General features: G+C 58.5%; 19 protein-coding genes. 9 read left to right on the top strand and 10 right to left on the bottom strand.

Going from position 1 to position 23,159, the window contains the following annotated elements; translation table 11 throughout:
• Positions 1-24 precede the first annotated feature (24 nt).
• Positions 25-1,290 (bottom strand): sigma-54 interaction domain-containing protein, encoded by a 1,266-nt coding sequence (locus MSL71_RS17340; RefSeq protein ID WP_343052737.1) that lies wholly within the window; start codon positions 1,288-1,290, stop codon positions 25-27.
• A gap of 450 nt (positions 1,291-1,740) precedes the next feature.
• Here MSL71_RS17340 and MSL71_RS17335 point away from each other — a divergent pair, with 450 nt between their 5' ends.
• The 7 genes from MSL71_RS17335 (at position 1,741) to MSL71_RS17305 (ending at position 7,133) form a co-directional block, all read left to right on the top strand.
• Positions 1,741-1,905, top strand: coding sequence for a hypothetical protein (locus MSL71_RS17335; protein ID WP_180142740.1), 165 nt, complete (start codon positions 1,741-1,743; stop codon positions 1,903-1,905).
• A 33-nt stretch (positions 1,906-1,938) separates the two neighbouring features.
• A complete protein-coding gene (gene speD / locus MSL71_RS17330) occupies positions 1,939-2,316 on the top strand; it encodes an S-adenosylmethionine decarboxylase (protein ID WP_180142738.1) in 378 nt (125 codons plus the stop codon).
• Positions 2,317-2,373: 57 nt separating this feature from the next.
• Entirely contained in the window at positions 2,374-3,324 is a 951-nt protein-coding gene (locus tag MSL71_RS17325; protein ID WP_180142736.1) for a GNAT family N-acetyltransferase, read from the top strand.
• The gene (locus MSL71_RS17320; RefSeq protein ID WP_180142734.1) at positions 3,317-4,585 is read left to right on the top strand and encodes an ATP-grasp domain-containing protein; all 1,269 of its coding nucleotides are present in this window, start codon (positions 3,317-3,319) and stop codon (positions 4,583-4,585) included. Before MSL71_RS17325 ends, MSL71_RS17320 begins: the two co-directional genes overlap by 8 nt.
• 41 nt (positions 4,586-4,626) lie before the next feature.
• On the top strand, positions 4,627-5,883 hold the full coding sequence (locus MSL71_RS17315; RefSeq protein WP_180142732.1) for a diaminopimelate decarboxylase family protein: 1,257 nt from the start codon (positions 4,627-4,629) through the stop codon (positions 5,881-5,883).
• A gap of 325 nt (positions 5,884-6,208) precedes the next feature.
• Complete coding sequence (locus MSL71_RS17310; protein ID WP_180142730.1) at positions 6,209-6,370, top strand: hypothetical protein; 162 nt, start codon at positions 6,209-6,211, stop codon at positions 6,368-6,370.
• 265 nt (positions 6,371-6,635) lie between these two features.
• Positions 6,636-7,133 carry a hypothetical protein gene (locus tag MSL71_RS17305; RefSeq protein WP_180142728.1) on the top strand — a complete coding sequence of 166 codons (498 nt, stop codon included), beginning with the start codon at positions 6,636-6,638 and terminating at the stop codon, positions 7,131-7,133.
• Between the two features lie 482 nt (positions 7,134-7,615).
• Here the strand turns inward: MSL71_RS17305 and hydF are convergent, their stop codons facing one another.
• The 9 genes from hydF to MSL71_RS17260 all read right to left on the bottom strand — a co-directional run bounded on the left by hydF (position 7,616) and on the right by MSL71_RS17260 (position 18,571).
• Positions 7,616-8,827 carry a [FeFe] hydrogenase H-cluster maturation GTPase HydF gene (gene hydF / locus MSL71_RS17300; protein ID WP_180142726.1) on the bottom strand — a complete coding sequence of 404 codons (1,212 nt, stop codon included), beginning with the start codon at positions 8,825-8,827 and terminating at the stop codon, positions 7,616-7,618.
• 535 nt (positions 8,828-9,362) lie between these two features.
• Complete coding sequence (gene hydE / locus MSL71_RS17295) at positions 9,363-10,364, bottom strand: [FeFe] hydrogenase H-cluster radical SAM maturase HydE (protein WP_180142723.1); 1,002 nt, start codon at positions 10,362-10,364, stop codon at positions 9,363-9,365.
• On the bottom strand, positions 10,361-11,815 hold the full coding sequence (locus MSL71_RS17290; RefSeq protein WP_218951065.1) for an aspartate ammonia-lyase: 1,455 nt from the start codon (positions 11,813-11,815) through the stop codon (positions 10,361-10,363). Before MSL71_RS17290 ends, hydE begins: the two co-directional genes overlap by 4 nt.
• A 688-nt stretch (positions 11,816-12,503) precedes the next feature.
• Complete coding sequence (hydG, locus tag MSL71_RS17285; protein ID WP_180142721.1) at positions 12,504-13,916, bottom strand: [FeFe] hydrogenase H-cluster radical SAM maturase HydG; 1,413 nt, start codon at positions 13,914-13,916, stop codon at positions 12,504-12,506.
• Positions 13,917-14,205: 289 nt separating this feature from the next.
• Positions 14,206-14,544, bottom strand: a complete 339-nt coding sequence (locus MSL71_RS17280) for an iron hydrogenase small subunit (protein ID WP_180142719.1) — start codon at positions 14,542-14,544, stop codon at positions 14,206-14,208.
• A 16-nt stretch (positions 14,545-14,560) separates the two neighbouring features.
• Positions 14,561-15,871 (bottom strand): [FeFe] hydrogenase, group A, encoded by a 1,311-nt coding sequence (locus MSL71_RS17275; protein WP_180142717.1) that lies wholly within the window; start codon positions 15,869-15,871, stop codon positions 14,561-14,563.
• A gap of 513 nt (positions 15,872-16,384) precedes the next feature.
• Positions 16,385-16,735, bottom strand: a complete 351-nt coding sequence (locus MSL71_RS17270; RefSeq protein ID WP_180142715.1) for an iron hydrogenase small subunit — start codon at positions 16,733-16,735, stop codon at positions 16,385-16,387.
• A gap of 13 nt (positions 16,736-16,748) precedes the next feature.
• Entirely contained in the window at positions 16,749-18,080 is a 1,332-nt protein-coding gene (locus MSL71_RS17265; RefSeq protein WP_246317817.1) for a [FeFe] hydrogenase, group A, read from the bottom strand.
• Positions 18,081-18,223: 143 nt separating this feature from the next.
• Complete coding sequence (locus tag MSL71_RS17260; protein WP_180142713.1) at positions 18,224-18,571, bottom strand: hypothetical protein; 348 nt, start codon at positions 18,569-18,571, stop codon at positions 18,224-18,226.
• Between the two features lie 363 nt (positions 18,572-18,934).
• Between MSL71_RS17260 and MSL71_RS17255 the strand changes: the two genes are divergently transcribed.
• Positions 18,935-20,662: a flagellar assembly protein A gene (locus MSL71_RS17255; protein WP_180142711.1), complete on the top strand. Its 1,728-nt coding sequence runs from the start codon at positions 18,935-18,937 to the stop codon at positions 20,660-20,662.
• 157 nt (positions 20,663-20,819) lie between these two features.
• Positions 20,820-23,087, top strand: coding sequence for an acetate--CoA ligase family protein (locus MSL71_RS17250; RefSeq protein ID WP_180142709.1), 2,268 nt, complete (start codon positions 20,820-20,822; stop codon positions 23,085-23,087).
• The last annotated feature ends 72 nt before the right edge of the window (positions 23,088-23,159 follow it).

The raw sequence follows: 23,159 nt of genomic DNA, 5'->3' as shown, positions 1-23,159 counted from the left end.
GACATTCTTTCTCAATGCCCCTTGTTACACCTTTTTAAAGGCTTCCTTTTTTAACCCCAGGCGCTTCATGGTCCCGTAGAGGCCCCGTGGATGGACACCTGCCAGGGTTGCGGCCTCCCCGACACGTCCCCTGGTTTTTTTAAGGGCCGCGCTGAGGTAAAGACGCTCCACCTGTTCAAGGACCTCCTGCTTGACCTCCCCCAGGGTTTTCCCCTCCCACGACGCCGGTATCGCGCCCTCCTCACCGAAAAAGGCCCCTGAGGTAACAACGCTGCGAAGGGTCATGGGCAGGTCCTCCAGTTCAATCATGCCTGTACGGCACAACAGCATCCCACGCTCAAGAACATTCATCAGCTCACGGACGTTTCCCGGCCAGCCGTACTGACACAGGGCATCAAGGGCACCACCCGACACACCCCGGATGTCGCGCCCCACCCTTTTCCTCAAAATATCCATGAACTTGATCACCAGGCCCGGGATATCTTCCCGACGGCGTCTCAACGGTGGAATGGTGAGACTCACCACGCTGAGACGATAGTAAAGATCCTTTCGAAAATGCCCCTCCCGAACAGCCTCCTCCAGGTCTCTGTTGGTGGCTGCGATAACCCGCACATCAACCCAGATGGGGCGCTCACCACCCAGGGGGACGATCTCGAAATCCTGCAACACCCTAAGGAGCTTTGCCTGGAGTTGCAGGGGCATTTCCCCGATCTCATCAAGAAAAATGGTGCCCCCATGGGCCAGTTCAAAGGCCCCCCTCCGCGCTCGTACGGCCCCGGTAAAAGCACCCTGCTCATGACCGAAAAGCTCGCTTTCCAACAAGTTATCCGGCAAGGCCGCGGTGTTGACAGAGACAAAGGGACCTGAAGATCGGAGGCTTTCCGCGTGGATGGCCCGGGCCAGATGCTCTTTGCCCACACCGGTCTCCCCGAGAATCAACAAAAGAGAGTCACTTGACGCCACCTGAAGGACCTCGTCCACAAACAATCGCATCTCATGGTTTGCAGAAGTAAAATCAGTGATCACAGGCCTTATACGGCCCCGCCGATCAAGCTGGTCTCCCCTGTTCAGTTGCCGTCGTGATTCAAGAACCCCTTCAATGGCTTCCAGAAGCTTGTCCAGCCCCACGTCCGCATGCAACACCACATCCGCCCCCTGGGCCACAAGACCGGCATACGCTTCAGGGGTATCGGATTCATGCAAAATCACGGTGGTGGGTTTTTCCGGCAAGTTGTTGAGAAGCGAGATCCCCGCTTCTTCCGGCTTGGGAATCAAGCTGCGATGAATCACAACGATGTCCCCACAACTTCGCACTACGCGCTCCCATGCCTGTCGTTTTCCCTCCACAGGGCGAACCTGAACATCCCCCCCCTCAAGGTTAGCCATTACATACCGCTGAACCTTGCGATTCTGGACAGCCAATACCAGCCGCATCAACATGTCGCCTCCCTCCCACGTGGCTTTACCACAGGCAACCCACAATTAATCGGTAATAGTAAGCCTAAAAAGCCTTGTAAGGCCATCCGTAAAGGTACTTCATTACCGTATTTTCCAATACAGGTAAATATATACCGAAATATAATCTCAAGACAGCCAACCCAGGCCCGGCCACGCCGCGCCAACCACCCTGAAACAAAAGAAAAATCAGCCCAACCCTTTCCCTGGCACACATTCTGCTAATGCTGGCTGAAAACCCGGAAAGAACCATTCCACTTTTTACATGTTCAAAGAGACAACATCATGAAAAATGACAAGGCCCCCCGAAGAAAGAGTGATGAAAAAAGAAAACGAAAACAATGGGAAGCTGAAGAACGCGAGGACGCCTTTTTTAGAGAAAAAATGAAAAAGCGGCCCTACCCGGAATCCAGAAAAAACATCTCCTATGACGATGCGGACTGGCACTGACGATCAACAACCTCAACAAGGATACTGTTTTCCATGGCAACATCCACATACCCCCCGGAAACATTCTGGGGCATGGCCTCAGCCATCGACATTTATGACTGCACTCCGGAGATCATCCGGGATGCGGATGCCATCCGGCGATTTGTGGTAGAATTATGCGACCTCATCGAAATGAAACGATTTGGAAAAACCCAGGTTATCCACTTTGGTGAAGATGAAAAAGTGGCCGGATTCTCCATGACGCAGCTCATTGAAACGTCTCTGATATCAGGGCATTTCGCCAACCTGACGAACACTGTCTACCTGGATGTATTCAGCTGCAAACCTTACCCACCGGAAACGGTACGGCAATTTGCCCAACATTTTTTCGGTGGCATCAGCAGCCGCCTCAACGTCACCTACAGACATTGATCCTTCGGTCCCCTTCAGAACCAGAGAAGGGGATCGTATGCTTTTTAACGAGGCACCATGATCACCATCGATACCGTAACAGATCCCCGTACATGCAGGAGCCTCTGGGAGCACTGCACGCCCAACGACTCTTTTTTCGACCTCTGGCCCGTGCGCTGGGCCTTTGCCCATCACTTCAAGCATCCGCTGTGCTTCATCCACGCTCGGGACGGCCACAAAACCCTGGGATTTCTGCCCTTGTGCCACGAACCTGAAGCGGACCGCTATGTCTACTTCCCCGGGGAGACCTGGGGCGGCAAAACATGGCTTGAACAAAACCGGATTACTGCCGACTCACACACCGTGTGGCAGGCCATGCTGGAATCGGCACCCGGAGAGGTGAACCTGAACTATCTCCTGCCCCCATCCATAACAGGCCTGCTCCCTTTGATTCATAAGGACGACACAGGGTACCTTTTTTACCCGGGGACCTCTGGTTTTCATGTGGAAAACCATTTGCGGGGATTTTCGACCAAGTCTCTCAAAAACATGGCAAAAGAGCTCTCCGGTTTTGCCCGAAGGGGCCTCACCTTACACCTTGACCGTTTTGAGGATCTTGACACACTGTTTTCCATGAACAGAGAACGATTCGGAGCCTCTTCCTACTTCTCCGACCCGAGATTCCTCAACGCCTTTAAAAGCCTGGCCACCTGGTTGAAAATCCAGGGCCTCCTGCGTGTGGTGACCCTTTGTGTCGAAGGCAACATCGCAGCCGTGGACATGGCGGCCCTCTGGAAGGATCAGTATGTGGTCCTGGCCGGAGGAACTCACCCCGACTATCCAGGCATCGCCAAGGCGATCAACCTTTATCACATGGACTGGGCCTGCCGAACCCATCTGCGCGAAGTGGATTTTCTCTGCGGAGACTTTAACTGGAAAGAAAGATTCCACCTGACCCCACGCCCCCTGTACGCCCTGTCGAGCCTGAGGAAAGAAGACTTACAGAAAAGGGAGCCCCTCAGTGCATAAAGATCAGCGAACCCTTGTGGTAGGAACGACACCGGACTATGTGGACTGGATCCGCACGTCCCGGCCTGGCCAGGCTCTTTTTCTCACCCGTCCCCACCTTCGCCATGGCGCAACGGAAACGCCGCCACTTTCAAACGAAGAGATTCTCGAGGACATGAGTGACACAGCCACCACGCTGGCGAGCCTTACCACACACCTGAAGCGTTGGGGCCAAACCCTCTCCGGTGTGGTTGCCTTCGACTGTGAGTCTCTGCTTCCGGCAGCCCGCCTGGCCAAAGCCCTGGGACTTACGTTTCCATCACCGGAGGCTGTTTGCATTTGCCGAAACAAAATCGCCACGCGGAGAGTGTGGAAACATGCAGGTCTACCCACACCGGAGATGCATGCTTTAACCGGTCCATGCCAGGCCTCGGACTGCTTTGCCCATACCCCGGCGGTACTCAAACCCGCCTTCGGGTCCGGCAGTGAGTTGGTTTTTTACTGCACGGACGCGCCATCAAGGAGACGCGCCTTTCAATGCATTGCCCGGGGCCTCTCCAAACGGCATGCAGATCCGCTTTATGCCATGCGCCGCCCCCCCTCGGAAGCGTGCATCCTCGGGGAGGCCTTTGCGGCGGGGCCTGAGTTCAGCTGCGACCTTCTCCTGTCTCCACAAAAGGCACAGATCATCCGGTTGACGGAAAAACTCCGGGACCCGGCGCTCCCTTTTGGAACCGCCATGGCCTATCTTCTGCAGGACCGAATTCCAGAACGCCTGAAACGTTCCGAACTGGAAGCACTTTTTACCAAAGCAGCGCACACCCTCGGCCTGACATCGGGCATCGCCATGGTCGACTTTATCCTTACAGAAAAAGGCCCTCTGCTCCTGGAAATGACCCCACGCCCCGGAGGGGACTGCCTGCCCTGGCTGATCCGAAACGCTTTGGGCATCGATACCCTTACCCTGGCCCTGGATGCTGCAGACGGACAATGCCGCATCCCCACGTTCCGGCCCCCTGAGTCCCCTGTGGCAGGACTTCGTCTCCATGCCACCCAAAAGGGACGCATCTCCGGAATCGTGTCGGCTCCCCTGCTCAGCGACCCCAGGGTAAGGGCCCTCCATTTGACAAAAACACTCGGAGACATCATCAACCTCCCCCCGGAGGATTACGACAGCTGGGTCCTCGGACATGTCATCTTTACGCCGCAAAACTCGCACTCTGTTACTGAAGAGTGCATCAACCTGAAACACCGACTAAAATGGGTATTTGAAACACCATGAACACCGTCTCTCTTATGAACCGGACACACCAAATAGAAGCAATGCTAACCCACAACCATCTGCCATTGTCCAAAGGACTGGTCTCTACCCTCGTCAATGGCATCCTTAACGAACGGGCGCTCTATACAGACCCGACCCACCCCTCTCCATTTTACTATCTGAACCGCAGTGTCCTTTCACAACGGGCCAAGACCTTTCGAAAAGTCTTTGAAAATCACCTGCCCAAAACGGAGTTCTTTTATGCTGTCAAAAGCAACTCCCACCCCATGGTGGCAAAAACCCTCATGAACGAAGGCTTCGGCCTGGATATTTCCAGCGGAGAAGAGCTCAAAAATGCCCTCTCCTGGGATGCAGCTCGTATCGTCTTCAGCGGCCCTGGAAAAACAGACGAAGAGCTCAAAAAAGCAGCATGGAATAATGACAGGGTCTGCGTCCTCATCGATAGTTTCGGTGAACTCGAACGTCTCCAGACCATTGCGAAAGAGCTCAAGGTGGTAGTCCGGGCCGGCATCCGCCTCACCACCAACCCCGACGGAGCCTGGCGGAAATTCGGTATTCCCCTGGACCAGCTTCCAGCCTTTTGGAACCGCTGCAGGCAGCTTCCCAATGTCTATCTCCAGGGGTTACAGTTCCACACCAGCTGGAACCTCACCCCCGGCTCCCAAGTCAGCTTCATTGCCCAACTGGGAAAGGCCCTCGCTGACATGCCTGACTCTTTTAAGAAGCGCATCACATTTGTGGACATCGGCGGCGGCTACTGGCCCGAGGAGGGCGAGTGGCTCCAGCCCGATGCAACACCCGGAGGAAAAATTCGCTTGGCACTTGGCGAAGCAACCAACGCCGCCATGTCTCCGGTCCACGAACCGGGGACATGCATCACCACCTTTGCGCAAACCCTGTCCCATGCCCTGCGGCATCACATCTTCCCCCACCTCACCTGCAAGGTCTGTTTCGAACCGGGGCGCTGGCTCGTCAGCCACGCCATGCACCTTGTTGTCACGGTGGTGGATAAAAAAGCCGAAGACCTTGTTATCACCGATGCCGGCACCAACGCCATCGGGTGGGAACGCTTCGAAACGGACTACGCCCCCATTGTCAACCTGAGCCGCCCCGGGCTCGTTGAGCAACCCTGCCATGTCCTGGGCTCCCTTTGTACACCCCACGACCTCTGGGGATACAGCTACTGGGGGACCGCCATCGAACCCGGGGATCGTCTCCTCATCCCCAGGCAGGGAGCGTACACTTACAGCCTGAGACAGCATTTCATCAAACCGGTACCCACCGTCGTTATCTCATGATCCTAGCCGGAGGCGGTTCACCCGAAGTCCATCCCAATGCAGGGTAAACCGCCTCCCAAAAGCCCATAGCAACGCTTGGTGCCAAAGCCAGTGCCTGGGCGCTGTGTTTTTCTCTTACCTCCCATTATCCGCACAGCATCCCACGAATAAAGCGACGAAGCCTGTAATTCGGTACCCAACCGGTTGAGACCCGCAAAAAGAAATTCATTTTTAAAGAAAAAACCGTTACGATTTGGACCCGTCAACGTCACACGGCCATGCGAAAACCTCAACCTCCGGTCCCTGAAGCAACCAAAGGACCACAAGCCCCCCTCGGGAGCCTACGATGCCCACACTTTTTGCCATGCTTGCCGCAAGCGCCTCTGCCTACACGGTCACCGGGTTATTTGGAGAGCACAAAGGGGTTTTCTCTTTTTTCCTCTCCTTCCTGGTGTGGATCCTGGTCTTTTGCCTGCTCAAACGATGGCTCAAGGAGCTGCGCCCGTAACCCCCAAGCCCGGATATTTCATGAGAAAACAACCAAGCAAAAAAATACTATTATTTTGAATGGTTACAATAAAAAATGTCAACTGTTTTGAAAATACAAAATATAAATCGACGTTAGCTGTTTGATTTTCTCACCCTTCGGGCGAGCCGAGTGCACCCATCTTCTGCGTTATCAGAGCTTTGAGGTAAACCACTACATCTGCAGCTCTGATGCCTTGAATATGGGTGCACTCGACTCGTGAAATATCCAGGCAAGGAGATGTATCGTGACCAAACAAGGCCCGCCACCCAACCGGGAGGAGTTGCTCCAAAGGCGTAAAGAGCTCAAGGCACGACTTGAGCGGGAACGGCGCATGGCCCTCATTGAAGACCTTGCAGCCAGCCTGAAAGCCCTGAATGTCTCCTTTGCCGTCCACCTGGACCGCGAGGCCGTGGGGTGGATCTTCGACCATTTTCCCGTGGTGTTTTCCGGTATCGACTGGAAAAAGGTGCCGGGGAGCACCACCCGCCCCTATATCGAAGACGAGGAAAAAGACCGGTTGATCGCAAGCATCGTCTCGGACCACCTCGCCCCGGGCGATGGGGTCACCGTGATTTTCGGCAATGCCGACACCCCCTGCCTGAGCCTGGAGGCCCGGGCGGTGATTCGCCACACCGACCTGTTTACCGACGAATGCGAAGACCTGTGGGTCGTCTGCCCGGAAAAGGGATTCTGCCTGGAGTGCTACCACGAGGGGTATGTGGGGTATAAGGTGGGGGAATAGGGAAAAAAGGTCAGAGGCAATAACAGGTCATAGGTAATAGGTTATGGAGATCGGCACACAGGCCTGACGACCATACTCTTTATGCCGAAGTGATTTAGCCCGATGAACGAGGGTTAAAACGCTACGGTAATAAGCTTTCACGGTGGTGTACCTTGCCGCCGAAGGCTTCTCGTGTGGAGCGCCGCACTCCTGTGCGGCTTTTTTGCATGGGCGGAGCGTCTGCCACACGGGCGTGCGGCGCTCCATCTTTTGTTACTATTCAGCCTGCCTTCGGCGTGACAAGCCTCAAAAAACTATCTTAATGCACCCACCCTTCGTGTTGATCGCCCTTCAGGGCGACCAACACGAAGGGTGGGTGAGAAACAGGCCAAATTATTTCGGCGGAGCCTGGAAGCCCTTTTTAAGACCTGTTTGTCAAACTTTCTAAAAGTTTGGCCCCCGGCAGGGCCGCCGGAGGCTTTTTAGCCCTATGTGCAGGGAAGCTACTCTCCGGCCAGCCCAAAGGGCCTGATCACCCGGTCCAGGAGCCCCTGGACCTTGGAGATGGCCACCCCGTAGTTGGTGATGGGCACGCCCCGCCTCCGGCACTCGCGGACGCGCCGGAGCATGGCCGTGCGGTTGAGCATGCAGCCCCCGCAGTGGACGGCCAGGGCGTATTTTTCCAGGTCTTCGGGAAAATCGTTGCCGGAGTAAAACTCAAAGTTGAGATCCAGGCCGGTGTACTGGGTAATCCAGCGGGGAATTTTCACCCGGCCGATGTCGTCGGCCACCTCGTGGTGGGAGCAGGCCTCGCCCATGAGGATGGTGTCCCCGTCTTTGAGCTTGTCCAGCATGTCGGCCCCTTCCACCAGGGCCTCAAGGTCCCCCTTGTACCGCGCCATGAGCGTGGAGAAGGTGGTAAAGGGCACGTCCTCCGGCACGTCGGCGGCCACTTTGAGGACCGCCTGGGAATCGGTGATGACCAGAGCTGGTTTCTTGCCCATGTTGGAGAGGGTCTCTTCCACCTCCCGCTCCTTGACCACCAGGCCCACGGCATCGGCATCCAGAATATCGCGCAACACCATCACCTGGGGCAGGATCAGGCGCCCCTTGGGAGCCGCCAAGTCGATGGGCACCACGCAGACCACCCAGTCCCCTTCGTTCACAAGATCCCGCACAAGCAGGGGCTCCTCCCGAAACTCCGCCGGGGCCATGGCAATGAGTGCCTCTTTAAGCTCCCGCACCCCGTCCCCGCCGTTGGCAGAAACGGCCAGGACGTTAATACCCTCCTCGGCGCACCACCGGACATCGGCCTCGGTGTCGTCCCGCAGATCCCTTTTGTTCAAGGCCACCAGAAAGGTGATACCCATGCGGCGAAGCTCGGCGATGACCTCTTTTTCATAGTCCGTGATCCCCTCTTCACCGGCCACCACCACGGCCACGTCCGTCCGGAACAGCACTTTCCTGGCCGCCTGGATCCTCAGCTCACCCAGGGCACCCTCGTCGTCCAGGCCCGCGGTATCGTAAAAGGTCACCGGCCCCAGAGGCAACAGCTCATGGTGCCGGGCCACCGGGTCCGTTGTGGTGCCGGGCATCTCCGAGACAATGGCGATCTCCTCCCCGCAGATGGCGTTGATGAGCGATGATTTTCCCGCATTGCGGCGCCCGGTGAGCGTGATCACCAACCGAACCCCCTTGGGTGCTTTCACAGACATCTCTTACTCCTTCATATTAAAACAGAAACGCTTTCCCTGAACTTTTTTTTTAAAAAAACCCGCCTCCGGCGGCAAGGTGTGCCACCTTGAAAGCAGGTGGCGGATGCGCTTTGCCCCTCGCCTGTCGCGCCGTAGCCCATTGATGATGGTCGAATGGTGACGCATCGATATGGGCGTAGGCGGATTCCTCGGGTCAAATCACATCCGCCTTTCAAACAAAATTCGGCATTGATCTTCGTTTGGGCCATGGTCGTATTTACATGAGACCCCGCCCCACCTGCCCCTGGAGCGCCGCACTCCTGTGCGGCACGGGTAACGACGGACTAAAAAGCCGCACCGGAGTGCAGCGCTCCGTTTCGGTCGATCTTTTTCAGCTTTTTTGAGAGTCGCAGCCCAAACGATAACCAAGGCCCGGACTTCGTGCAAAAAATAACATGGGCATCTCCTGCAGAGGTACCTGCAAAACGTCACACGTCACGCAAATGCCCCGGCAGCACCCGCATAACCGCGGTCTCCATGCATTTGCCATAGGTTTTCAAGGTGCCCCCACCTTGCCCACCTTGGATCCTCCAAGGCTTGAGGATGGGGAAAGCCCCATGCTCCGAATGAGTTCCCGGGCCTTTTGCACGGTGTGGGCTGCGGTGCGGGTCTCCTGGTTTTTGCCCGGGTAGATGGCGTAGTTTTTCCGCACCGAGGCCGGGGTAACGGAGAACATGAGCACGTTGGCTCCGGCGTCGATCCCCTGTTTTCGGCCCTCTTCCCGCACGGTTTCCAGGGCGCTGGTGGCCGGAATGTTGGCATGGGGGTTGAGGAGTCTCAGGATGGCCATGGTGCGCAGGGCAAGCTGGGGATCCCCCGGACTCTCGGCGCCGAAGGGGGTCTGGGGATGGGGCACAAAGGGACCGGCGGAGATCATGTCCAACGCCAGATCGGTAACGGCCAGGATATCGTCAGCCAGGGTCTCCAGGGTCATGCCGGGCAGGCCGGTGATGATGCCGGAGCCTGCTTCGTACCCCAGCCGCTGAAGGGTGCGCACCCCTGCCAGGCGCTGCTGGAAATCGCACCCGGGGCGATAGGTGCCGTAAAGAGATTCATCCAGGGTCTCCATCTTCAGAAGGTAGCGGTCGGCCCCGCACTCCCGCCAGTGGGAAAAGGCCTCGGGCCCCCGTTCTCCGAGAGAAAGGGTCACGGCGATGGCATGGCGCGCCTTGATGCTTCGGACGATACGCCCGATAAAGGCCACATCGTAGTGGGGATCTTCCCCGCCCTGAAGCACCACCGTGGGAAGGTCCAGGGCCGCCAGCTCGTCCACGGCGTCCAGGATCTCTGCTTCGGTGAGCCGGTAGCGAAACACCTCGTCGTTGGGCGCTCGCAGCCCGCAGTAGTTGCAGCGGCACCGACAGAAGCTGGTAAACTCCACGATGCCCCTTAAATAGATCTCGTCCCCGAAGATTTCGCGCCGAACAGCCCGTGCCCCGGCAAAGAGCCCGGCATCGTCCTTTCCTTTCAGGTAGGCAAGAATCTCATCTCTGGTCATGGTTTCTCTCCTTTGAAGAGGGCTTCATCTGCTGCGTCAAAGCCCAGCTTCTGCATGCGCTTGGGAGAAAGCACCGCCGCCACCTGCTCGCTGCTCAGCACGCCCTCTTCCACCACGAGGTCGGCAACGGAGCGCCCCGTGGCCCGTGCCTTTTCAACCAGCCCGGCCACCCGGTCATACCCGATAAAGGGGACCAGGGCCGTAAGCAGGGTGTCGCTTGACGCCACGTGGGCCTTGCAGGCCTCGGCGTTGGGGGTGATCCCTTCCACGCAGAAAACCCGAAAGCTTTTTACCGCTCCGTTTAACAGGGTGAGGGACTCCAGCAGCCCGTGGGCCACCAGGGGCATGAGGTGGTTTAAGTCCAGCTGGCCCATGGAGGCTGCGGCCCCGATCATCTGGTCGTTGGCCATGGTGCGCAGCCCCACCTGGATCACCGCCTCCGGGATCACCGGGTTCACCTTTCCCGCCATGATAGACGAGCCTGCCTGGCGCGGCGGCAGGTTGATCTCCCCCAGGCCGCCGTGGGGACCGCTGCTCAACAGCCGCAGGTCCGAGGCGATCTTCACCAGGTTGGCGGCGTAAGCCTTTAAGATACCGGAGACCTCCACAAAGGAGTCGAGGTTCTGGGTGGCGTCCACCAGGTTCTCCGACCGGGCGATGACCACGCCGGTCAGGGCCTTGAGACGCTCCACAACCTTAAAGATGTAAGCCCTCGGAGCGCCCAGCCCCGTGCCCACGGCCGTGCCGCCCAAGTTCACCTGCTTGAGCCGCTCCCGGCACTTGAACACCCGCCAGCGATCCCGGGCAATGGCCTCCCCAAAGGCGCCGAACTCCATGCCCAGGGTCATGGGCACGGCGTCCATCATCTGGGTGCGCCCCAGCTTCACCACCGAAGAAAACGCGGTCTCCTTCAGTTGAAAGGCCTGCTGCAGGTGGCCGGTTTCCGTCTCCAGCTCTTTCAGAAGAAACAGCGCCGCCACCTTCAGGGCCGTGGGATACACATCGTTGGTGGACTGATGGAGGTTCACATGATCCAGGGGCGAGACGAGCTCGCGATCCCCCCGGTGCGACCCGAGCAGCTCCGCAGCCCGCCCGGCGATCACCTCATTGACGTTCATGTTGGTGGACGTGCCTGCCCCGCCCTGAAAAGGGTCCACCACAATCTGAAGCCCCAAATCTCCTTGGGCCAGCTCGTCGCAGGCAGCGCAAATGGCCTCCCCAACAGAGGCGTCCAGGTACTTCAGGGAAACATTGGTTTCGGCACAGGCCCGCTTCACCAGGGCCAGGGCCCGGACAAAGGGCCCTGGAATCCTCTGGCCCGACGAAGGAAAATGGTCCAGGGCTCGCCGGGTGTGCGCGCCCCAATACGCCGAGGCAGGCACCGCCACCTCCCCCAGGCTGTCCGTCTCTATCCGTGTGTCAGGACATGTCACGTCCATGGCATCTGTCATCTAAGGTATCCACCGTTGTGTCGTTTTTTCGTTCGCCCTCTATGGTCTAAATCCCAGTCCCCAAAAAGCCAAAAGCATGCCTCCGGCAGGCAGGGGATAAATCCCCTGCACCCCAGGTTCGCAAATGCTCAGGGGCTGCGCCCGTGTTCAATACCGAGATCAAGGGGCTGTTTCGTTCCCAGGCTCCGCCTGGGAATGATCCACGGAGGCTCTGCCTCCACACTTGAAGCCGTTTTCCCCTGTACGTTTTAGGGCCATGCCAAGAATAAATGACACATGACGGAATCATCCCATAAGTCCTCAGCATCATTTTTTGATCGGTGCTTCGAGACATAGCAAATATGAGGTGAAATATCGTTATGTATCATCATGTTAGGGCATAGCCCTTATCCGCTATGCCCCTATGCTTCACTCGGCAAGGCGGAGCCTTGCCATCGACACTCCCAGGCAGAGCCTGGGAGCGAGTGAAACGTGTTACGATAACGAATCGTGGCCCTTCAAGGCTTGTCGTATCGCTCGTACAAACCATCAGCCTATGTTTCGGGCGAAGCCCGAGCCGAAGGCCCTTGCGCATTGGCCCGAGGAACGAGGGACAACGCGCAAGGGCAATATGCTTTCGAGGTGGCTCACCTCGCCGCCGGAGGCAGGCTTTTTCATGCACTTCAACCATAGAAGGCACCAGCGACATTTAAAAATACAGATCCCTCTCACCGTCGGTGACGCGTTTTAAGAGCTTGGAGAACTCTTTGCCGCACTTGCGCTGGGCCATGGTCTCTTCGCTCCTGGCCAGAAGGGCTTCGCCCGCGGCCCGGGTTTCGGGGCTGGCGTAGTCGCTCAAGTACTCACGTAGGGTCAACAGGGCGTTGGGGATGCAGAACTCCTGGATAAAACCCTGCTTGGCAAGGCCCATGAAGTGGTCGCCGGTGCGCCCTTTGCGATAACAGGCCGTGCACCAGGAGGGAGTAAACCCGTTTTCCGCCATTTCGCGGATCACTTCGTCCAGGGAGCGGTTGTCGCCGAGGCAGAACTGCTGAACATCGGGGCGGTCGTATTCGGGATCGGAGTAGGCTCCGGGGTAGGTACGGGACCCGGCGCTCATCTGGGAGACGCCAAGTTCCATGAGCTCGCGCCTAAGCTCCCCGTTTTCACGGGTGCTCATGATAAGGCCGGTGTAGGGAACGGCCAGGCGCGTGATGGCCACAATCTTTTTAAAACGGTGGTCGGTGATCACATCGGGAGGGTTGGTGGACATCTCGGAACCCAGGGCGGGCTCGATGCGGGGAAAGGAGATGGTATGGGGCCCGACGCCGGTGTCTGCTTCCAGCTGCTGGGCGTGGGCAAGCAGGGCCAGCAGTTCGAACCGGTGATCAAAGAGGCCGAAGAGCGCCCCCATGCCCACGTCGTCGATGCCGCCTTCCATGGCCCGGTGCATGGCGTGGAGCCGCCAGAGATAGTCGGTCTTTTTGCCTTTGAGGTGAACCTTGGCGTAGGTCTCTCGGTGGTAGGTTTCCTGAAAGCACTGGTAGGTGCCGATACCGGCGGAGGCCAGGGTCTTGAAGCCATCGACGGACAAAGGCGCGCAGTTGATGTTGACCCGGCGGATCTCCCCGCTCTTTTCCGACTGGGTGGCGTAGACCGCTTCCACGGTCTCTTTCATCCACTCGGCGCCGAACCGGGGGTGCTCGCCGTAGACCAGCAGCAGGCGCTTGTGGCCCTGGTCTTCCAGCACCCTCACCTCGTCCTTGATCTCATCCATGGTGAGGGTTCGGCGGGTCAGCTCTTTGTTCGTGGCGTTAAACCCGCAGTAGCTGCAGCAGTTGCAGCACTCATTGGTGATGTACAGAGGCGCGAAGAGCACCATACGGTTGCCGTAGATGCTCTCTTTGACCCTCTTTGCCGTGGCGAAAATCTCGTCGTCCAGGCCGGTGTCTTCACAGGCGAGAAGGACAGCGGCCTCTTCAAGGGTCAGCCCTTTCATCTCGCCGGCCTTGGCCAGGACCTCCCGGACCCTCTCGGGTGCCGGGTTGCTTGCTGTTTCTATGTGGTTCCAGATGCTCGCCGCATCGATAAAATCCTCGGGGTGCTCAGGGTCATACGTCATCTCATCCATCCAGTGGCATGGTGCCGCGGCACCACACCGAAAGTCCCGGGCGCCGGCAGATATACAGGCGTCAAGGCTTCCCGCAATCTAATGTGTTATTACAAAGGCTCCAACGGACCATCGGGTCCATGGGGACAACCGTGGCGATTGCCCCCATGGCAAATAGCATATTTTGTGCCAGAAGGCTCATACAATACGAGAATCCGAAGAAAAAACGCCCTTCAGCCACAAGAGACATGGTGTCAACAGGGCTTTTGTCCGCAGACGGGGAACCGATTCGTTCCTCTCGTTAGCGGCGCAGCCCTCGGATGCTCGCGATATCGCCGCTCCTGTCCCGGTACCGGGTATGGAGCAGCTCATGGGAAAGGTGCCCACCCGGGCCCTCCTTCAAAAACCCGTCGTCGGTGTACAGGGCCTTTACCATGGGGTTGTCCTGGGATTTTCGGTACGGGTATACGGCCGGATCCGCATCGGCCTCATAGACCGAATCCTGACGGATCCTGATCATGTCAAGGACCTTGGCCACCCCTTCCTTTGCCGTGTTCACGCCAAAAAGAGCGTACCCACAGATCAATCCGGAGGCTTTCATAAAACTGCGTCGTGAAAGATCCCACCTCATCTTTTTCATTGCCTGCCTCCCTGGGTTACGAAATTTTTCTCATGTTAAAGCGTCTGTTCACACCGGCCACCATCTTTCTAAAGACCGATGCCTCAAGGTGAGCGGGGTCCAGGGGCTGACCGCCTCCGTTGACGCACCCGCCGGAACACGCCATCACCTCAATGAAATGGTAATCCGCTCTTCCGGAGCGCACTTTGTCGCAGAGCATGGCTGCCTTGTTCAGGTCGCTCACCACGGCCACGCGGAGAGGGCCGAAGCCCGGAACCTGAAGCTCCACCCGCGTCAACCCCCGCTCCGTGCGTACGGCTTCAATGTCGGGATCGTTCAAGGTCTCACCGGACAGGGCCTCGTAGGCATATCGCAAGGCCGCCTCCATCACCCCGCCGCTGGTACCAAACAGGGTGCCTGCCCCGGAAGAAACCCCAAGTGCGGGGTCGGCGTCTTCGTCGGGGAGGGTGTGAAACGAAATCCCGGCGCTCTTGATCAGGTATGCCAGCTCCCGGGTGTTGAGGGTGGCATCGATATCCCTCTGGCCGCTGGCGTTCAGCTCCGGGCGAAGCCCTTCGTATTTCTTGGCGACGCAGGGCATCACGGAGACGGTGTAGACCTTCTCCGGTGCAACGCCGGTCTGCTCGCTGCCGTAAGTCTTGGCCAGGGCTCCCAGCATCCCCACCGGAGATTTGCAGGTGGAAAGATGGGGAATCAGCTCAGGATAAAAGGTCTCACAGAATTTGATCCAGCCCGGGCAACACGAGGTGAACTGAGGCAGGGGCCTGTCCGCGGTTCCCCCCGAGGTAATTCGCTCGACCAGCTCTGTCGCCTCCTCCATCACCGTGACGTCCGCAGCCCACTCGTTGTCCCAGATATAATCAAACCCCAGGCGCCTCAGGCTGGCGTGCATCTTGCCCTCCACGTAGGTGCCCGTGGGCATGCCGAAGCACTCTCCCAGGGCATACCTCACGGCAGGGGCCGTCATGGCAACGACCACGGTATCGGGGTCTTTCAATTTCTCAATGAGTTCGGGAAGACAGGAAGCCCCTTCCCCAATGGCTCGATAAGGACAAACGATCACGCATTGCCCGCAATTCACGCAGGCCGCCGGGTCCACGGTTTCCCGGGTGCCGTCCGGCTGCCTCTGCCTTGCACCCGTGGGGCACTGGACCTGGCACTTGCCGCATCCCTGGCACCGGCCGGGGTCTGTTTCAACAAACGATACACTATCCAGGTTGCCGACATCCGGATAACCGAGCCTGTAGTTGACTCCCTCCATCTCTTGAAAGGTCCCGGAAAGCCCGGGCAGGGTTACCGGGTCCTCGTTGGTACTTGCATCTGGCATCTGTTCTGCTCCTTAACTCAATAAAAACGATCCGATCAGGTAAACGCACACTATCGCAAGTGTGTTACACAAACCGGCAGAGAAAAAGCAACACAATGGCACAAAAAATGTTCCTTCAATACTCACACATTGAAACAACACAAAAACAGACACGCGCTACAGCTACCATTGTTTTTAAAATCGTCTGCCCCAGCGAAATTTTAACCCACCCATCTTTTTTGCCCTCACCAAAAGGAATTCGCCGGATTTTCCAAAGTGACAGATCACGATCCGTATCCGCCTTTCCAGGGGCTTCCGACGCACCGGTCATGCTCCGACATGCGTTCAACAATAAAAATAACATGTCTCTTGCAAGAACAAAGCACACGCCCAGATCTTTATTTCGGAGCAAACCGGACACTCTTCCAGGGAACCATACGTTACATTCGAATGCCGGGACTCCCTGAACCGCCTTTCCCCCACCCCAGAAAAATCACAGGGAGATACGCACCTCGAAAGCCCCGGCACGACGCATCAAAAGGACAACTCGATCCCCTTTGCCTTCAAGGCACGGATGTGAGCACTCCTGTCCTCGTAAGTGGTGTGAAGCAGGTGGTGGGAGCGATGCCCGCAGGGCCCCTCCTCAAGAAAGCCGCCCCGGGCGTAGAGAGCCTTCACCATGGGGTTGTCCTGGGACTTGCGAAGCGCGTATTTGCGGGGATCTGCATCGGCATCGTAGACGGCCCGCTGCCGAATGTCCAAAAGCTCCAGAACCGCTGCCGCACTTTTCTTAGCCATGCCCGCACCCACCACGGCGTACCCGCAGGCCAGGCCCGCGGCCTTGATAAAACTGCGCCTGGAGAGATCCCATCTTCCTTTTTTCATAGCCTTGCCTCCTTTACCCCACCTGTCTCATGTTGAACCGCTTGTTGACCGTGGCCATCATCTTCTTGAACAGAGAGGCCTCCATAATGGAATCATCCACGGGCTGACCGCCCCCGTTGACGCAGCCCCCCGGGCAGGTCATCACTTCGATGAAGTGCAGGTCGCTGGTTCCGGCCCGCACCTCCTCACACACCCTGGCCGCCTCCTGCAGGCCGCTCACCACGGCCACGCGCACAGGCCCGAAGCCCGGCACGTCCACGGACACCTTGTTGATGCCCTTGCCGGTGCGCACGGCCTTGATGGACGGATCCGCAAGGGTCTTGCCGGAGATGGCTTCGTAGGCAAAACGCAGGGCCGCCTCCATGACCCCGCCGCTGGTGCCGAAAAGGGTGGCGGCCCCGGTGGCCATGCCCAGGATGGGGTCGGCCTCCTCGTCGGGAAGAGAGGCAAAGGAGATCCCCGCTTTTTTGATGATGTAGGCCAGCTCCCGGGTATTGATGGTGGCGTCGATGTCCCGGCGGCCACTGTCGGCCATCTCCGGCCGCAGCCCTTCGTATTTCTTGGCGATACAGGGCATGATGGAGACGGTGTAGACCTTTTTGGGATCAGTGCCGGTCTGCTGGGCCCCGTAGGTCTTGGCCAGGGGCCCCAGCATGGCCACGGGGGACTTGCAGGTGGAAAGATGGGGAATCAGGTCGGGGTAAAAGGTCTCGCAGAACTTGATCCATCCCGGACAGCAGGAGGTGAACTGGGGAAGGGGCTTGTCGCCTTTGCCCCCGTTTTTCACGCGCTCAAGAAGTTCGGTGCCCTCTTCCATGATGGTGACATCGGCGGTCCACTCGTTGTCCCAGATGTAATCGAAACCCAGGCGCCGCAACACCGCATGCACCTTGCCCCCCACCCAGGTGCCCGTGGGCATGCCGAAACACTCACCCAGGGCGTATCGCACGGCAGGGGCTGTCATGGACACCACCACCGTATCCGGGTCTTTGAGCTTTTCCAGGACCTCGCTTACATAGGAGACACGCTCGGTCACGGCGCCGTAGGGGCAATGGGTCAGGCACTGGCCGCAGTTCATGCAGACGGAAGGATCCACGATGTGTCGCGTGCCGTCCCCGGTCTCCTGGATCGCGCCGGTGGGGCAATGATGGGAGCACTCCCCGCACCCCTGGCACACCGCAGGGTCCACCTCCACGAAATAGAGGGTGTTGGGGTCTGTTGCCCCCGGCGAGTAAACGGTATTGCGGATTCCTTCCATGGTTCGAACCGCCCCGGGCGGATCCACCCGGACCCCGGACAGGTCCATGGCGCGAGTTGCGGGTCTTTTCCTGGTTTCTTCTGTCATGTTGCGTGCTTCTCCTCCCATGTGGGTAAAGGGCAACCCCCCGTCGTAGACTGTATTCCTTATATTTAAGTTGCCTACCCACGCCGATGGGAAAATGCAACAGGGATATGTGTCCGGAAAAACAAACCAGGTCGCGTACCGCGTTAAGCCGCCGAAACACCTGACACATCTCGACACGCCTCTTTTTGTTCAATAATTTCTATTATTCCCTTCAATTTCATTAAAAAGTCATTTTTTGCCACTGAAATAGCGGTATCGCAGGATAACTTATGCAAGCCAACGGCAATTCGCATCGTCCACCGGACATCTTTGCTTAAAACGCCTCCCGAGGCCTTAAAAAAGGACTCCAAGTACGAAAAACAGGCCGCCATTTCAGCCTTTTCCCCATGTCTGTTTTTTTGTTCCACACTCGTTCGGGCTTTTGCGATCCGTTCCTTCGTCACACCCCGCAACAAGCAAACACAAGCAAAACAGCGTTTGCCCTCTTCCAAAAACCACCCCCGGACACCGATGTGCGTTGGTACCGTTCCTTGATCGGTAACATTCAGACGAACAAGTAGTTTTGGGAATTGTGTTTTTAATAAAACGGAATTTTACCCGGCTTTTTTTACATAAACAGCACATCACTCCGGCGGCGGCCCCGCAGCCCCTTCATGCCCCTCCCCACCGGCAGACTGTCGAAAATCCTTGAATATTCGTTCTAAACTTTTCCAGAAGAGCCGCCGATAGCATGAAGGTAATGGAGGTCGTCTATTCCATCACCGCAGGTTCAGGGCCACCGCAAGCAGATCAGGACGCACCGCTCTCAAGACATGGGATGGGTGATTCGGTGCATTACCATGAGGAGCCGAGACATGACCGATACAGGACACGCGGTAATACCCCTCACAGAGATTCCTGTCTCCCGGCGGGAGCAGGCCAAGGCCGATATCCTCGAAAGCTACCTGTTCAGCTCCCAGGTCCACACGCTCCAGACCCTCACCGTCACCATCACGGCCGGCATAAAGCCGGGTGAAGAAAAAATCAACGCCCTGGCACTGCTCCAGCTCCTGCAGCGATTTCACCTGGAGACTGTCAAAATCAGCGCCCTGATTATCCACGGCGTGCTGGCCGAAGAACCCTTTGACGAATCCCTTTACGTCCCCTGGGACGACGACGGCCTCGGCCGAACCGTGCGCCTGGTTTCCAAGAACAACGACATCACCCTCACCGTCTCCGGCACCCTGCCCCGGGGCGGAAAAAGCGGCCGCATCACCCGCACCTTTTTCGACAAGGGTTCCAACGCAGGCAAGATCCTCTCCGACGGACGCATCGACTTCCGGGAGATGCTCCGCTACCCCTCGGCCAAGGCCGGGGATCTCCTCTTGCAGGTCTCCCTGCCCGACACCGCCAAAGACGGCCTCTCCCATGACGGCACCCCGGTCCAGCCCCCCGTGGCCAAAGAGTACCCCCTGAAGCTGGGAAAAAACGTGGAGCAGGTCTACATCACCACCGACGAAGGCGAACCGGGATACGATGTAAAGGCGAGCCGGGACGGCGTGGTCATCACCCACCTCGGCCCGGAAGGGATCTCGGCCATTGACATCACCGATCGCATTGTGGTGGGGGATATCGATTTTTCCGTGGGAAACATCGGCAGCGATGTGGTCTGCCCGGTGAGCATGCAGGCGGAATCGGTCAACGAGGGGTTCCAGGTAAAGGTGGCGGGGTCGGTGACCATCCGCACCATCAACGGCGGCCATGTGGAGTCCGGCAAAAAGGCGACGGTGGATCAGATGCTGCCCGAAAGTCACCTCATCAGCGACGGGGACGTTGCCTGCCGAAGCGTCTCCTCCTCCACCATCTCCTGCGAGCACGGCACCGTGTCCATTCAGCGGGAAGCCATCGACGCCACCATCCATGCCCACCGGGTGGCCATCAACACCTCGGCGGCCCTGCTGCTTAACTCCCACCTCCACACCTGCGTGGCGGACCTGGACAATGTACGGGTCAGCGGCAAAAACCACCTGATCCTGGGCCCGGGCCTCTTTGCGAAACGCGATGAGCTCACCCTTGAAAAACGCCGGATCAACACAGCCCTTCACGAGCTGGAGGAGACCCTCAACAAAGCCAAGGCATCCCTTGTGGCCGAACTCAAGAGCCTGTCCGCCGAGTTTGGAGAAGACGAATCCGTCAGGCCGGTGTTCAAGAAAATTGTCGCCTCCCTCAAGGCCTATGAGTTCGAAGGGGTCCCCCGGCTGATGGCCTCCCTGAAGCGTGGCAACACCTGCCTGGCCGTCAGCGGTGCCATGCAGACCATCGAGCATACCCGCACCCTGTGCGGACGGTTCTGGGACCTTGAGGCCCAGGCCAAGGCCCTCCATGGTAAGATCTCAGAGGTGGAAGAGGCGCTCAGAAGCATCAGTTTCAGCCTCAACGCACGCCTGCGTCCCTCCGCTGTCATCGCCATCCACCTCGGCAGCAACGACCCCGCGCCCCTCACCCTGGAGGCCCCTCCGGGCAGCGACCACGACCACGCCGTCAACATCAAGGGCAAATTCACCGTTGAAGAGGGGCTGGTGACCTCACAGCGTTCGCGTTAGCCCGGCATCCCCCCGGATGTTGACAGCCTGTCGGCGGCCCCGTATCCTGAACAAAACCGACACCATCAAGACGTTTATCAGCAGCCGCCCCGGCCTTCCGTCATGGGCTCCCCGCCCGGCCAGGGCCACTCCGTCCCCCACATCATACAGGTGCCCCATGCCCTTGGAACCCCGTCTAAAAAAAGAGATCGGCGCCATGCTCCGCGCCGCCCGCACAGCCGGCCGGGACATGCTCTTCGAGCATGAAGTGTACGCCATTCTCCGTGCCATGGACATCGAGGTCCCCCGCCATGCCCTCGTCACCTCGGCCCATGCGGTCACCCGAGAGCTTCTCCACGGCATCGGGGGGCCTGAACTGGTGATGAAAATCGTCTCACCGGCCGTCACCCACAAAGCGAGCGCCGGCGGCGTGTGCATGGTCCACGCCGACCCGGACTTTGTCCGCTACACCTTCGAGAAGATGACCTCTGCGTTTCGGGACATGGGCGTCCCGGTGGAAGGGGTGCTCATCACCGAAAAGGTGGACTACCAGCCCGAGCTGGGCAATGAAATCCTCCTCGGGTTTCGGGAGAGCGAGACCTTCGGGCCGGTGCTCTCCTTTTCCAAAGGGGGCAGCGACGCCGAATTTTTTGCCAGGCACTTTTCCCAGCCCAACCTCATCCTCGCCCCGGTGGACCGGGACTGGGCAAGGGCCCTTTTGGAGTCCTCCCACATCCACGAAAAATTCAAGGCCTGGAACCGCGAGGCGGACGTGGGACGCATCGTGGACGTGGGCGTGGCCTTCTCCGACCTGGCTGTTGCCTTCTCCTCCTATTTCAACACCGGCTCCGACCACGTCATCACGGAGTTCGAGGTCAACCCCCTGGTCTTTGCCACCGACGGCCGGTTTGTGGCCGTGGACGGCTTTGCCCGTTTCAAAACCCGGGGGCCCCTGCCCGACCTGTCCATCGCCCCCGAAGCCACCATGAGGCCCTTTTTCGAACCCAGGGGCATCGCCGTGGTGGGAGTCTCCACATCGGACCCCACCAAGGCGGGGAACATCATCGTCGAAAACCTCATCCGCATGGAACGGCCCGACATCTTCTGCATCAACCCCCGGGGAGGCACCCTCTCCGCAGGATCCCGGGAATTTCCCGTCCACACCGGCCTGGAGGCCATCGACGCCCCCGTGGAGCTTGTCATCGTCACGGTGCCGGCAAGCGCCACCCTGCCCGTCATCGAAGGGTGTGTAAAAAAAGGGGTCAAGGCCGTCATCCTCATCCCCGGGGGCTTTGCCGAGGTGGACAAAAACAGGGATCTGGAAGAGGAGATCTCCCGCCTCGCCAAAGAGGGCGGGTTTCGCCTCATCGGACCCAACTGTTTGGGCATCGTCTACGAGGGAAGCCCCACCGCCAAAGGCCTCAACACCTTCTTCATTCCCGAAGACAAATTCTCCGTGAGCATGGAACGCGAGAACAAGGTGGCCATCCTGAGCCAGAGCGGGGCCCTGGGCATCATCGAGATCGACAACCTGAAAAACGCCATCTCCCCCAAGGTGATCGTCAGCTACGGCAACCAGCTCGATGTGGATCCCTGCGACCTGGTCACCTATTTTCAGGACGATCCCAGGATCAACGTCATCGGCTGCTACATCGAAGGGTTCAAGCGCCACGCGGGGCGCAAGTTCTTCGACGCCGTCAGGGCCGGGACCAAACCGGTCATCGTCTACAAGGCCGGGCGCACCGAGGAGGGGCGAAAGGCCACGGAGTCCCACACCGCCAGCATCGCAGGGGAGTACGCCGTGGCCCGTGCCGCCATGAAGCAGGCCGGAGCCATCGTGGCCGACACCATGGTGGACCACGGGGACTTCATCAAGACCTTTGCCCTCATGAACGACTTTGTGGTCTCGGGCAACCGCGTGGCCATCATCGCCAATGCCGGGTATGAAAAGACCTATGCCGCAGACAATTTGGGGGACCTGGTCCCGGCGGATTTCGATGAGGCCACCCTTTCGGCCTTAAGGGCCATCATCCCCCCCATGGCCGAGGCATCTCCCCTTCTGGACCTCACCCCCATGGCCGATGACGCCATCTTTGCAGGCGCCGTCGAGACCATGCTCAAATCACCGGACGTGGACGCCCTCATGGTCTCCATCGTGCCCCAGAGCGCCCTGATCCATACCACCGACGATGAGATCCGAACCAACCCGGACAATATCGCCGCCCGCATCATCCGGCTGGTCCATGCCTACAAAAAACCCGTAGCCGTCTCCGTCAACGTGGTGAGCCGGGCCGATGCCGTCTACAACGAACTGGGACGCACCCTGGATGCGGGCGGGGTCCCCACCTACCTCACCGCCAACCGGGCCATGGTCTGCCTCAACGCCTTTATCCGCCACCGCATGAGCCGGGACAAGACCCGGCCCTTAAGCCACCGGCTGAAATAAGGCACAAAAAAACGCCGTGCGAGTGACTTCGCACGGCGTCTCATGGTCCTTTCAACACATCAAACAGGAAAA

The organism is Desulfoluna butyratoxydans, assembly GCF_900699765.1.
In the GTDB taxonomy this organism is placed as follows: Bacteria; Desulfobacterota; Desulfobacteria; order Desulfobacterales; family Desulfolunaceae; genus Desulfoluna; species Desulfoluna butyratoxydans.
This window is presented reverse-complemented; position numbering and strand designations above follow the sequence as displayed.